This is a genomic window from Corynebacterium otitidis ATCC 51513, from assembly GCF_000296405.1.
GTDB lineage: Bacteria > Actinomycetota > Actinomycetes > Mycobacteriales > Mycobacteriaceae > Corynebacterium > Corynebacterium otitidis.
Map to the genome: position 1 here is coordinate 30,646 of NZ_JH815194.1, position 13,224 is coordinate 43,869.

The following is a 13,224-nucleotide window of genomic DNA, read 5'->3' on the forward strand; positions in this document are numbered from 1 at the left end:
GCGCCGCGGGCCGGGGCGATGCTCGTCGTCGACCCGGTGGCCGGCTCGCGGCGGGGCCGGGCGAGGAGCCACCCGCGCTGCCCGGCGTGCTGGCGGGCCGCTAGCGGTAGGTCGACAGGAGGTTAAGCAGCTCGTCGCCGTAGCGCTCCACCTTGACGGGCCCGACCCCGGGCACGCCGAGGAGCTCCTCCTCGCTTGAAGGCTGCGCCTCGGCGAGCGCGGTGAGCGTCGCGTCGGAGAAGACCATGAACGCGGGCTTGCCGGCCTCTCTGGCGGTCTCCGCGCGCCAGGAGCGCAGCGCCTCGAAGAGCTCGGCGTCCTCGCCGGCGGGGCAGTCCTCGTGGCGGCCGATGACCTTCTCGGAGCCGGTGTCGAGGGGCCGGCCGCACACGCGGCAGCGCTTGGGCCGCTGGGCGCGGCCGCGGCGCGCGTCGCCCTCGAGCTGCGGGGCGATCCCATCGAGGAAGCGGGTGCGCTTCCGCGAGCCCTTGCCGCCCTCCTTCCTGGAGAGCGACCAGCTTAGGTGCAGGTGCTCGCGGGCGCGGGTGACGCCGACGTAGAAGAGGCGGCGCTCCTCCTCGATCTGCTCGTCGCCGGCCTTGATGGCGTGGCTGATCGGCAGGGTGTTCTCCACGAGGCCGACGAGGAACACGGCGTCCCACTCGAGGCCCTTCGCGGCGTGGAGGCTCGCTAGGGTCACGCCCTCGACCTTGGGCGGCTGCTTGTCCTCCGCGCGGCGGGAGAGCTCGCGCACGAGGCGGCGCATGTCGAGCCCCGCGATGGTGCGCTCGAGGTCCTCGACGACGTCGACGAGCGCGCCGAGCAGCTGCCAGCGCTCGCGGGCCTGCGCGCCGCTCGGCTCCTTCTCGGTGAGGCCGAGCGGCTCGAGGACGGCGCGCACCTTGGCGCCGAGGTTCTCGTCGGCGGCGGGGTTGGCCTTCGCGGCGCGCACGATCGCGCGCATCGCCTCCTTGACGACGGGACGCCGGAAAAAGCCCTCCCCGCCGCGCACCTGGTAGACGACGCCCGCGTCGGCGAGCGCCTCCTCGAAGACCGCGGACTGGCTGTTGACGCGGTAGAGCACGGCGATCTCCGAGGGGGCGACGCCGCTGTCGATGAGCGTGAGGATCTGGCCGGCGACGGCGCGCGCCTCGGCGGGCTCGCCGGGGAACTGGTGGTACTCGGGCTCCGGCCCGTCGGGGCGCATCCCCTCGAGCTCGAGGCGGGTGCCGGCCGCCCGCCCGCGGGCCCGCCCGATGACCGTGTTCGCCAGGCCCGTGACCTGCGGGGTGGAGCGGTAGTCGCGCTGCAGCTTCACGGCGGTGGCGTGCGGGAAGCGCCGCGAGAAGCCCAGCAGGTTGTCCGGGCTTGCGCCGGTGAACGAGTAGATCGTCTGGTTCGCGTCGCCCACGACGGTGAGGTCGTCGCGCTCCCCGAGCCACGCGTCCAAGACGCGCTGCTGGAGCGGGGTGACGTCCTGGTACTCGTCGACGACGAAGGTGCGGTACTGCTCGTGGAACTCCTCGGCGACCGCGGCGGAGTTCTCCAGCGCGCCGGCGGTGTGGACGAGCAGGTCGTCGAAGTCGAGGAGCATGCCCTCCGGGGTGTTTTTCAGCTCCTCGTAGCGGCGGTAGACGTCGGCGACCTTCGCGGGGTCGGCGGGCGGCTCCCGGTCGAGGCCCGCGATCTTCTGGGCGTAGCCGTCCGCGCCGATGAGCGAGGCCTTCGCCCACTCGATCTCGCCGAGCAGGTCGCGCAGCAGGTCGGTCGAGGCGCTTAAGCCCGCGGCGCGCGCGGCGCGCGCGACGAAGGGGAACTTGTTGTCGATGAGCCGCCACGGCAGGTCGCCGGCGACCTGAGGCCAGAAGTAGCGCAGCTGGCGCAGCGCCGCGGCGTGGAAGGTGCGTGCCTGCGCGCCCGCGACGCCCATGTGGGCGAGCCGGTCGCGCATCTCCCCCGCCGCCCTGGAGGTGAACGTCACGGCGAGCACCCGCGAGGGGTTCACCAGCCCCTCGTCGACGAGGTGCGCGATCCGGTAGGTGATCGTGCGGGTCTTTCCCGTTCCCGCCCCGGCGAGGATGCACACCGGCCCGCGCGGCGCGGTGGCCGCGGCGAGCTGGTCCTCGTCGAGTCCGCTCAGGTCAATCATCGCGGCCGTCCTCGGCCCCCTTCTCGAATCGGTGACGTGGCTTCCCCTTAGCCCCGGCGCGCCGCCGGGGAGGCGGGTGGGCTTACTCGTCGGGGAAGCGGATCGCGCCCTCGGCGAACGAGGTGAGGATGCGGTGCGCGATCGAGCCCCGGCCGGGCAGCGGCTGGGCGGCGACCTCCCCGCGGGAGACCCAGCGGGTGGTGAGCAGCTCCCCGTCGGTGTCTTGGACCGCGGACTCGTCCTCGGTCTGGGCGCTGAAGCCCACCATGAGCGAGCCGGAGGCGGGCCACGCCTGGCTCGCGAGGTAGCGGATATCGCTGATGCGCCGCCCGGTCTCCTCTAAGGCCTCGCGGGCGAACGCGTCCTCGAGCTCCTCGCCGGCCTCGACGTAGCCCGCGACAAGGGTGAAGAGCCCGGGGCGGCGCTTGTTTTCCGCGATGAGGACCTTGTCGGTGCCGCGCAGGTTAATCAGCCCGATGACAGCGGGGTCGATGCGGGGGAAGACCTCGGCGTTGCGCTTCCCGAACGCGACGCGGCCGTCGTCGTCGTAGACGAGGGTGCTGCCATCGGCGGGGTCGAAGCGCAGCCGCTCCTGGTTGCCGAGGAGAGCCGCGCCCCGGACGACGAGCTGGTTGTGCGAGGAGGAGACGATGTTGCCGACCTCGGCGTCCTCGTCGGCGGCGATGGAGTCGACGTCCTCGGGCGCGACGCGCACCGCGAGGACCGGGCGGCCGTCGAGCCGCCCGGCGAGCGCGTGGCGCGCCCCGTTGGTCCCGGCGGGGCGCAAAACGGGCTCGCCGTCGCCGCGGACGGCGAGCCGGCCACGGGAATCGATCGCCAGGATGAGCTTGTCTGCCGCGTCGGGCTCGCTGGTCATGGCAGGGCGTCCTCACTCTCGACTCGTTTGACGTAGAGGAGCCGGTCGCCCGGCTCCACGCTGTCGGCCTCCGGGGAGTCGATGCGGTAGAGCTCCCCGGAGCGCACCACTCCCAACACGATATCCGCGAGAGTGCGGGGGTTGGCGCCGACCTCCTCGTCGAGGATGGAGCGCTCCGCGACGGAGAAGCCCTCGCCCGGGGAGAGGAGGTCCTCCATCATCTCCACGACCGAGGGGGTGACGGTCGCGAGCCCGAGCATGCGCCCGGCGGTCTCCGCGGAGACGATCACCGAGTCCGCGCCCGACTGCTTGAGCAGGTGGCGGTTCTCCAACTCGCGCACCGAGGCGGTGATCAGCGCCCTGGGCGCGAGCTCCCGCACCGAGAGCGTGACGAGCACCGCGGTGTCGTCGGTGTTCGGCGCGACGACGACGGAGCGGGCCTCGCCCACGCCCGCGATCTTCAAGACCTCGGCGCGGGTGCCCGAGCCGCGCACCGCGACCAGCCCCGCCGAGCGGGCCCGCTCTAAGGCCGCGGGGTCGGTGTCGATGACGACGATCCGCTCCGGGGACACGCCGTCGGCGAGCAGCGCCGCGACCGCGGAGCGCCCCTTCGTGCCGTAGCCCACGACGATGGTGTGGTTCTTCACCCGCTGCCTCCAACGCTTGATCTGCCACGAGCGCCGCGACTCGTCGGTGAGCACCGACAGGGTGGTACCGACGAGCACCGCGAGGAAAAGGATCCGCAGCGGCGTGACGACGACCGTGTTGACGAGCCTGGCGCCCTGCGAGACGGGGGTGATGTCACCGTAGCCCGTCGTCGAGAGCGTCACCGCGGAATAATAAAGCGCGTCGACGACGGTGAGGTCCGCGGAGTAGCCGTCGCGGTTGAGGTACACGATGACCGCGACGAGTAAGAGGATGCCCACCGCGTAGGCGACGCGCCTCGCGATGAGCGCCCACGGGCTGCGCGAGACGCGCCCGGGGATCGAGATGACCCCGAGCAGCGCGTGCACCGGCAGGGAGCTCAGCCGCTCCCCGTCCCCGCCGCGGGGCCGAAACCGTTTCGCCATGTGGCCTTCGGGATCCTCCCCGGTCGACTCGTTGGCCCGCCTATCGGGCGCGCCCTCTTGTGGCAGGCATGCTAGTCGGCGGCGCCGCCGGGCGCCTCCCCGAGGCGCAGCCGCCTCGCGAGCTCCTCGGTTCCGGGCAGGTCGTCGGGCTCGACGGCCACCCCCGGGCGGACGTAGAAGAACATCGCCCGAATGGGGGCCTCCTCGCCTGCCGCGCGCAGCCTCTTCTCCAGCGCCGCCTTGTAGACCGCCAGCTGGATCGCGGCGTTGCGCCGGTCCTCCGCGTCCGGCTGGCGGCCGGTCTTCCAGTCGACGATGAGGTAGCCGCCGGTATCGGGGTCGCGGAAGACGGCGTCCATCCGGCCGCGCACCACCGCCGGCCCGACGGTGATCTCGAAGGGCAGCTCCACCGACTCGGGCGTGTGCTCCGCCCACCCGCTGGCTAAGAAGCTCTCCTTGAGGTCCTCGAGCTGCCGGCCGCTGACATCCGCGTTGCCGGGGTCGAAGAGCTCGTCCTCGTCGATGAGAGCCCCGCCGCCGAAGTGGCGCTCCACCCACTCGTGGAAGGCGGTGCCTCGCTTCGCGTACGAGTTCGGCTTGAACGGCACGGGGCGGCGCTGCCGGCGGGCGAACTCGACCGGGTCGCGCGAGGCGTTGACGAGGTCGCTCGCGGTGAGCTCAGCGGAGATCTCCACCGGGGCGCTCTCCGCCTCTCGGGCGCGGCGCTCGTCGACGAGCGCGGTGACGTCGCGCTCCCACAGCCTCGAGGTCTCGTCCTCGCCGGACTCGGCGGGCTCCTCGAGGGCCTCGGCGACGAGGCGGGCGCCCTCGGCAATACCCGGCTCCGGGGCCTCGGGCAGCGACGGGAAGCGCGCCTCGGGCTTGGCGGGCCTCGCGCCCTCCCCGTACTCGACCTCGTGGGAGTTGAGCCACGTGCCCGCGGCGTCGGGGCGGGCGTCGTGGAGCCGCTGGAACGGCTCGAAGGGCTCTGTCTCTTTGCCCTTGTCGTTGCGGCGGTGCGCGGTGACCGTCACGCTCTTCTCGGCGCGGGTGAGAGCCACATAGAACAGGCGGCGGGCTTCTTCTGCCTGCTCGTCGTAGAGGTCGCCGCGCAGCGCGGCGATCGCCTTCTTGAGGTCGGTGTGGTTCTCCACCTCGAGGTCGTCGATGTCGAGCTCGTCGTCGGCGCCCGACAGCCCGGCCGGCGGGACCGTCGCGCCGGTGAGGTATTCCTTGATCTTCCCCTTCGTCGGCTCCCAGGACTTCGTGCAGTGCGGGATGACGACGTGCTGCCACTCCAGGCCCTTGGCCTTGTGGACGGTGAGCAGCTGCACCCGGTCGCCGCGCACGACGACCTCGCCGCGCTCGAGGCCGCGATCGTGCTTGCGGGCGTAGGCGAGCAGGTCGAGCAGCCTCGACAGCGTCATCCCGGGGATGGACTCGAAGCCGGCGACGTACTCGAGCAGCCGGTCGAGGTGCACGGTGCCCGCCGCGCCGTCGGAGCGCGGGTCGGCGCGCGCGAGCACCTCGGTGCGCAGCCCGAGGACCCCGATGATCTCGGTGAAGAGCTCGGTAAGAGGCAGGGAGAGGCTCTTCGAGCGCAGCTCCCTCAGCGCCGCGGCGACGCGGCGCACCCGCTCACGGCCCTCCTCGCTCATGCCCGTGGCCTCGCCGAGGTCGCCCGCGGCGTCGCCGAGTCCGACGATCTCGTCCGAGTTGGGCAGCCGCGCCTCGCGCACGGCCTGCTTCAGCTTCGCCAGCGCCGCCGGCTCATCGGCGTTGGTGGCCTCCTCGTCGGCGTCCTCTCCCCGGTCGCGGGCCAGGCGCGCGAGGTGGCGGGCGCGGTTGTGGAGCGCCAGCAGGTCGCGCGTGCCCAGCCCCACGGCCGGGCCGGCGAGCAGCCGAAGCGCGGCGGCGTTGTCCTGGGGCCGGGCCACGAGCGTGGCCGCGGCGAGCGCGTCGGCGACCTCTGGCACGTCGAGCAGCCCGGTGAGCCCGACGATCTCCGTGGGCACGCCGCGCGCGTTGAGCGCCTCCTCCAGCGGCGCGAGCTGGTCGTTCTGCCGCACGAGCACCGCGGCCGTGAACGGCTCGGGCATGCGGCCCGCGGCGCGCTCCCGGCGCGCCTCCTCGAGCGCGTCCCGGTAGCGCCCGGCGAGCCCGTCGGCGACGAGGGCGATCTCCTCCTCGGCGTCCGCGACGCACGAGAGCGTCACCTCGCCTTCGGCGTTGCCGGCGAACGGCTCGAGCGGTTCGACGGGGCGCGTCGCCTCCCCCGAGGCCGCGAACAGCCCGTCGGAGACATCGTTGGCGAGCTCGAGGACCTCGCCGGGGTTGCGGAAGCTCGTGGTGAGCTGCCTGACCGGCGCGGGGCCGTCTTGTGCGGGGAAGTCGCGGGGGAAGTTCTTGAGGTTCGTCGCTGTGGCGCCGCGCCAGCCGTAGATGCCCTGCATGGGGTCGCCCACGGCGTTGACGGTGAGGCCGTCGTCCCGCGCTCCGCCGAAGAGGTCGCGCAGCAGGCGGCGCTGCAGGTGGGAGGTGTCCTGGTACTCGTCGAGCATGATGACGCGGTACGCGGATCGCTGCGCCGCGCCGACGCGCGGGTGCTCCGCGGCGAGCGTCGCGGCGATGGCGGTGGTCTGCCCGAAGGAGCGGGCGCGGCGCTTCTTGAGCTCCCCGATCATGTCCTCGACGAGCGGGAGGTAGGCCAAGCGCCGCTCCTGCGCGGCGAGGGCCTTGCGGCTCTCGGCGTTCATGCCGTCTTTGCTCCTCGCCCGAGGCGCCGGGTCGAGGCTCGCGATCCACTGGCGCACCTCGCGGGTGCCCTCGGCCGCGGCCCGCGTAGTGATGCTGCCCTCGAAGAGCGCGTCGAAGAGGGAGACAACCTCCCCGGTGACCGTGGAGAGGCTCTTGTCCCCGGCGAACTCCTCGCCGCGCGTGGCGACGACCTGGTCGGCGACGGCGTACTTCTCCGCCTGGCTGAGCACCCGCGCCCCCGGCTCGACGGGGGCGAGCAGCCCGTACTCGGTGACGATCGAGCCCGCGAACGAGTCGTAGGTGCGCACCGTGGGCGCCGCCTCGGAAAGGCGGCGGCGCTGCTCCTCGCTTAAGCCCAGGCCGCGGGCGGCGGCCGGCTCGGCGAGCTGCGCGAGCCGGCGCCTGATGCGCCGCTTGAGCTGCTGGGCGGCCTTGCGCGTGAACGTCAGACCCAGGACCTCGTTGGGGGCGGCGAGCCCGTTGGCGACGAGCCACACGACCCGCGAAGCCATAGTCTCGGTCTTGCCGGCTCCCGCGCCCGCGACGACGAGCATGGGGCCGGGCTCCGCGGCGGTGACCGCGGCCTGCTGCTCGGTGGGGCGCGGCTGGCCGAGCAGCGCGGCGAGCTCGAAGGGGCTAACGGACATCGGTGACCTTCCTTCCCTCGGGCCGGGCGGGGCAGATCGACTTGAGGCGGCAATACTCGCAGTCCTTGCCGACGGTGGCGAGCAGCCTCGGGGCGCGCCGGTGCTCGGCGAGCCCCTCGAGGAGGAGGCCGAACTCGGCGAGCTCCTCCTCACCCTTGGCGGGTTGGTTCCGCTCGGTGACATCCTTCGTCTTCTTCGCCGGGTAGACGAGCATCGCGCCGGCGATGTCTTCTGTCGCTCCGTCGGGCCCGCTGCCGAGGCCGGCCACGCCGCCGCGCGCGAGCGCCAGCTGGTAGGCGGTGAGCTGCGGGTGCTCCTCGACCTCGTCCCCCTTGACCGCATTGGTGCCGGTCTTGTAGTCGACGACGGTGAGCCCCTCGGATCCGCGCTCGAGGCGGTCCATCCGGCCGCGCAGCTCGACGCCGTCGCCGATGGGCGCCTTGAAGGAGACCTCCACGCCGAACGCCGGGTTGTCTCCATCGCGCTTCTTCACCCATTGGATCGTGCGCTGCGCGGCGTAGTCGAAGTCCTCGAGCTGCCTCCGCTCCTCCCACGCCGGGCCGGTGATCATCTCCTCGTAGGCGTCCCGGACGAGGCTCAGCGCCTCGTCCGGGTCGACGCCGCCGGTCACGGCCTCTGCGAGGGCGTGGAGGAGGATGCCCTTGGCCATGGGCTCGGTCTTGTCCGCCGCGTCGCCCAGGTCCTGGAGCTCGGCGCGCAGCGGGCAGCCGATGAGCGCCTCGATCTTCGAGGGGGAGAGCCGCACCGGCGGCTCCCCCACGACCGGCTCGAGGGTGCTCGGCGTCGTGGTCTGGTACCACTCGTCCGGGTGCGCGCCCGGCACCCCGGCCTCAGAGAGCCGGGCGAGCTGCCGGGCGGCCTGGCGGCGACGCGAGTCGGGCTGCCCGGGGTCGCAGGCAACCCGGCGCAGCTCGGCGACGACGACCGGCTCGGAGAGCACCGGGAAGCCCGGGCGCTCGGGCACGTCGGCCTCGCCTACGGCCTCGGGGGCGGGGCCGCCGACGCGCTCCGGCTCGATGCCGTCGGCCTCGAGGAGCTCCTCGATGAACCGGGAGGGCTCGTCGATCTCCTCCAAGAGCTCGTTGTCGATCGCGGTGACCGTCGTCTCCTCGGTTGCGCGCGTCGTCGCCACGGAGAACAGCCGCCGCTCCTCGGCGACGCGCTCGCCGGTGCGGTCGACGATCGTGTCGGGCTCGATGCCCTCGTCGATGTAGTCGACGAGCCGCTCCTGCTCGAGCAGGGAGCCCGCCTCGGCGAGCGTGGGCCAGCGGTCGTCCTGCACGCCGGCGACGACGACGCGGCGCCACTGCTGGCCGAACGCGCCGTGCGCGGTGAGCACGGTAACCGCCTCGGGCGCGGCCTGGCGGCGGTCGCGCACGTCGGTGGGCAGCTCCCGGTCGGAGAGCACCGCGGCGAACGTGTCGACGCTCGCGTGCGGGTGGCGCTCGACGAAGTCGCCCGCCTCGTCGAAGAGCGCCATCGCCGCGTCCAGGTCCCGGTCGGCCTGGGAGCCGGCCGCGCCGCCGCGCAGCGCGACGCGCTGCAGGTGCCCGGCGAGCCCGGTGGCGGCCCAGATCTCCCAGAGCACCTCCTCGGGGCTCTGCTTGTCCTCCCGGGCGCGGGCGCCCGCCTCAAGGACGCGGCGGATCCGCTCCAAGATCTCGCGCTCCCGCTCGCCGAGAGTCTCCCAGACGGCCTCGGCGAGGCCCTCGTCGGCGTCCGGGGCGGTGGGCAGCACGAGCGCGGCGAGCGTGTCGATGCCGCGGGCCTCGAAGCGGGCGCGGCGCAGGCCGCGCATGAGGCGGCGCAGCGAGAGCGGGTCGGCGCCGCCGACGGGGCCGAGCGCGAGCTCCTCGAGCTCGACGGCGCTGAGCGGCTCGCCGAGCGCCTTGACGGCCAGCAGGAGGTTGCGCACGAGGGGCTGCTCGGCGAGCACCTCGTCAGTCGCCTCGGCGCGCACGGGCACGCCCTCGGCGAGCAGCGCGCGCCTAGCCGGCTCGAGCTGCGCCGAGGAGCGCACGATCACCGCGACCTGCGACCACGGCACCCCGTCGTCGAGGTGCGCGCGGCGCACCGCGTCGGAGACGGCCGCCCGCTCGGCGAGCTCCGACTCGGCGAGAACGACCCGGCGCTTCGCGCCGCGGAAGTCGCCGGGGAGCTCGAGCTCGTGCTCGACCGGGGTGGTGGTGAGGAAGCGGGAGTTCGCGCCGCGGAACCGGAACACCGCGTGCCCGGGGTTCCCGGCGATGACCGAGAGCCGCGCCCGCTTGGCAAGCTCCTCGACGAGGCGGGTCGACATGGGATCCAGGCTCTGCGCCTCGTCGACGAGCACGGTGTGCCAGCGCCCCTCGATGAGCGAGGGATCGGCCTCGACGAGCTCCAAGGCCGCGCTCACGAGCTCGGAGGCGCTCAGCTGGCTCGTGCCCTGCAGGGCGATGACCTGGCGGTACTCGCGCCAAAAGTCCGCGGCGGCCCGCCACACGGGCCGGCCGAAGTCGCGGCCGGCCCGCTCGAGGGCGGCCGGCCCGCGGCCCCGCTCTGCGAGGCGCAGCTGCAGGTCGCGCAGCTGCCTCGCGAAGCCAGCGGTGGGAAGCGCGGGGCGGAACTCCTCGGGCCACGTGCCGCCGCCCTCCTCGGCGTGCCCGAGGAGCAGCTGGCGCATCTCGGAGTCCTGCTCCGCGCCGGTGACGAGCCGCAGGCGGTCGTCGCTGCCGGCGCGCAGCAGCATGAACGCCACCGAGTGCACGGACCGCGCCAGCGAGGACTCCGCGGCGTAGCCGCCCGCGGCCGGGCCGGCGAGCAGCTCGTCGACGATGCCGCGGCGCAGCCGAGCTGCCGACTCCTTGCCCGGCGCGACGACGAGCACCCCGGAGGGGTCCTCGCCGCGCTCGACGGCGGCGACGGCCGTGTCGATTAGGAGGCTGGAGACCCCCGAGCCGGCGGGCCCGGTGACGCGCCAGGAGCCCTCGGTGGGCAGCCCGCCGACGTGGTCCCAGCTGCGCCCGGCCCGGGTGGGCGCCCGGCCGCGCAGCCGGGGCCGGGGCTCGTCTGTGCGTTCTGGTGGTCGGAGCATGCCCTACAGTGTGGCAGCACCCCCGGACAGGAGCGCGCTGACGACCCGCCGGAAGGCGGCGGGGCGGGCGGGGTTGGGCCGCTCGCCGAGCGCGTCGACGTAGATGCGGTAGGCCACGGCGCGCAGCACGAGCTGGTCGAGCTCGGGGACGAAAGAAAACCGGTCGACGATGCGCTCGTCGACGGCGCCGACGATGAGCCCGTCGGCGATGACCTGCGCGGCGGAGTAGCCGAACGGGTGCCACGCCGCCACGAGGTCGGTGACGGTGGGTGGCTCGTCGCCGCGGAAGACGACGCAGGCCAAGAGGTCCGCGTGGCAGAGCTGGTTGGGCCCGGTGAGGGGCCGCATCGCCGCGGCGAGCTCGCCGAGGAGGTCGAGGTTAAGCCCGTCGGCGACCGCGCCGCCGAGGTCGGGCTCGATGGGGTCGCCGGGGCCGATGGCGAACGCCGCCTCAGCGGCGCGGCTGAAGCGGTCGTCGACGCTCACCGGCTCCGGGGCGGGCTGCCCGGCGAGCGCCTTATCGAGGCGCAGCGCGGCGGCCGCGGCCTCGTCGACGCGGGCGCTGCGCTCGCCGGGGGTGTACGCACTCGCCCGCCAGCCGGCGGCCTGGAAGCGCCCGTCGGTGGCGCGCACCGGCCGGGCGATGCGCAGCCCCGGCACGGTGAGCTTCTCGCGCACGCGGCACGACCAGCCGGTGAGCGGGCCCACCGAGCGCGCCAGCGCGACCTGGCCGACGAGCCAGCCGTTGTCCCAGGCGGGGCCGAGCGGCTCGGGCTCGCCGTCGGCGCCGAACGCGCGCGCCACCTCGGGCGGCGGCGGGCCCTGGTCGGGGCCCGGCGCCTGCCCGGGGTTGGCCGCCTGCTCGGGCTCGGGCTGCTCGGGCTCGCCCTCGGGCGGCTCGGGCACAACGAAGAGGTGCTCGCGATCGCTCATGGCTTCTAAACTTGCTGTCACCGGGGCTCTTCTACGCGCCCGCGAAGCCCACCGCGCGGTTCGTGCCCGCGCCGATCTCGACGTAGGCGATCGCCTCGGTGCGCACGAGGAACACGCGGTTCTTCTGGTCCGTGAACTCGACGAGGGTCTGGTTGGCCTCTAGGGCCTTCTCCACCGTCTCGCGGACGTCCTGGGCGGACTGGCCGGTGGAAAAGCTCAGCTCGCGGGAGTTGTCGACGAATCCGATCCTGATCTCCAAGGCGCTTGCCACTTCCTTACTTCACGTCCTTCCGGTTCCACGCCGCGCGGCGCGCCCGCCGCGCCCGGTTGCCGGGGGCGGCGGGGCCACGGCCGTGCGATCATGCTAGGGCATGATCGATACTATCGGTGGCGTGCACGTGGAATCGAGGAACCCATCGTTCGCCGAGCTGGGCGTCGCCGCGGAGATCGTCGACGCGCTCAACGAGGGCGGCATCGAGCGCACCTTCGCGATCCAGAAGCTCGCGCTGCCGCTCGCGCTCGACGGGAAGGACATCATCGGCCAGGCGCGCACCGGGATGGGCAAGACGCTCGCCTACGGGGTGCCGCTGCTGGACCGGGTGTTCGACTCCGCGGACGTCACCGCCCCCGACGGCACGCCGCGCGCGCTCGTCGTCGCGCCGACGAGGGAGCTCGCCCGCCAGGTCGGCACCGACCTCGAAAACGCGGCCCGCGGGCTGCCCCTTGAGGTGCTGTGCATCTACGGCGGGCAGGATTTCGCCCCGCAGCTCGAGGGCCTAAAGAAGGGCGTGGACGTCGTCGTCGGCACCCCGGGCCGGCTCCTCGACCTCAACCGGCGCGGCGCGCTCGACCTCGGCGGGGTGGAGATCGTCGTCCTCGACGAGGCCGACGAGATGCTCGATCTGGGCTTCCTCCCCGACGTCACGAAGCTCCTCGAGCTCGCCCCCGCGGAGCGCCGCCAGACGCTGCTGTTCTCCGCGACGATGCCCGGCAGCATCCTGGGGCTCGCGCGCTCGGTGATGACCAAGCCGGTCCACATCCGCGCCGAGGCGCCCACCGAGGACCAGCTCCACGCCTCCACCAAGCAGGTGGTCTTCCAGTCGCACAAGCTCGACAAGAAGGCCGTCATCGCCCGCATCCTCCAGGCCGAGGGCCGCGGCAAGACGATCATGTTCGCCCGCACGAAGCGCTCCACCGCGCTCGCGGCGGAGGACCTCGCCGAGCGGGGCTTCGCCGTCGCCGCGGTGCACGGCGACCTGCCGCAGTCCGCGCGCGAGCGCTCGCTCGCCGCGCTGCGCGACGGGTCCTGCGACGTGCTCGTCGCCACCGACGTCGCCGCCCGCGGGCTCGACATCGACGACGTCACCCACGTCATCAACTACGAGGTGCCCACCGACCCGCAGACCTACGTCCACCGCATCGGCCGCACCGGCCGGGCCGGCAAGAGCGGCACCGCCGTGACGCTCGTGGGCTACGACGAGCTGCACGCGTGGCGCGTCATCGACGAGGAGCTGGGGCTCGGAAACCCAGAGCCGCCGCGCTGGTTCTCCAACTCCCCGGAGCTCTACGAAGCGCTCGACATCCCCGAGGACGCCGACGATCGGGTGGGCCCGGCCCGCCGGGTCATCGGCGCGAAGCCGCCCGCCCGTCGCGACCGGCCGCGCCGCGGCCGGGGGAGGCGCTAGGTGGCCGCGCCG

The 13,224-nt window shown here is 73.7% G+C and carries 8 protein-coding genes; 1 reads left to right on the forward strand and 7 read right to left on the reverse strand.

Annotated elements, in window-relative coordinates:
* Positions 1-100: 100 nt before the first annotated feature.
* From HMPREF9719_RS05595 to HMPREF9719_RS05625, 7 genes are all read right to left on the reverse strand, one after another.
* Positions 101-2,149: an ATP-dependent helicase gene (locus HMPREF9719_RS05595; protein ID WP_004601008.1), complete on the reverse strand. Its 2,049-nt coding sequence runs from the start codon at positions 2,147-2,149 to the stop codon at positions 101-103.
* Between the two features lie 82 nt (positions 2,150-2,231).
* Complete coding sequence (locus HMPREF9719_RS05600; protein WP_004601009.1) at positions 2,232-3,026, reverse strand: NAD(+) diphosphatase; 795 nt, start codon at positions 3,024-3,026, stop codon at positions 2,232-2,234.
* Positions 3,023-4,096 carry a potassium channel family protein gene (locus HMPREF9719_RS05605; protein WP_004601010.1) on the reverse strand — a complete coding sequence of 358 codons (1,074 nt, stop codon included), beginning with the start codon at positions 4,094-4,096 and terminating at the stop codon, positions 3,023-3,025. Before HMPREF9719_RS05605 ends, HMPREF9719_RS05600 begins: the two co-directional genes overlap by 4 nt.
* A gap of 71 nt (positions 4,097-4,167) precedes the next feature.
* Positions 4,168-7,500, reverse strand: a complete 3,333-nt coding sequence (locus tag HMPREF9719_RS05610) for an ATP-dependent helicase (protein ID WP_004601011.1) — start codon at positions 7,498-7,500, stop codon at positions 4,168-4,170.
* Positions 7,490-10,594, reverse strand: a complete 3,105-nt coding sequence (locus HMPREF9719_RS05615) for an ATP-dependent DNA helicase (RefSeq protein WP_004601012.1) — start codon at positions 10,592-10,594, stop codon at positions 7,490-7,492. The genes HMPREF9719_RS05610 and HMPREF9719_RS05615 overlap by 11 nt, the downstream gene beginning before the upstream one ends.
* 3 nt (positions 10,595-10,597) lie before the next feature.
* Complete coding sequence (locus HMPREF9719_RS05620; protein WP_004601013.1) at positions 10,598-11,527, reverse strand: TIGR02569 family protein; 930 nt, start codon at positions 11,525-11,527, stop codon at positions 10,598-10,600.
* Between the two features lie 31 nt (positions 11,528-11,558).
* Positions 11,559-11,786, reverse strand: a complete 228-nt coding sequence (locus tag HMPREF9719_RS05625; protein ID WP_038075721.1) for a DUF3107 domain-containing protein — start codon at positions 11,784-11,786, stop codon at positions 11,559-11,561.
* 112 nt (positions 11,787-11,898) lie between these two features.
* Here HMPREF9719_RS05625 and HMPREF9719_RS05630 point away from each other — a divergent pair, with 112 nt between their 5' ends.
* A complete protein-coding gene (locus HMPREF9719_RS05630; RefSeq protein ID WP_004601015.1) occupies positions 11,899-13,212 on the forward strand; it encodes a DEAD/DEAH box helicase in 1,314 nt (437 codons plus the stop codon).
* Positions 13,213-13,224 lie beyond the last annotated feature (12 nt).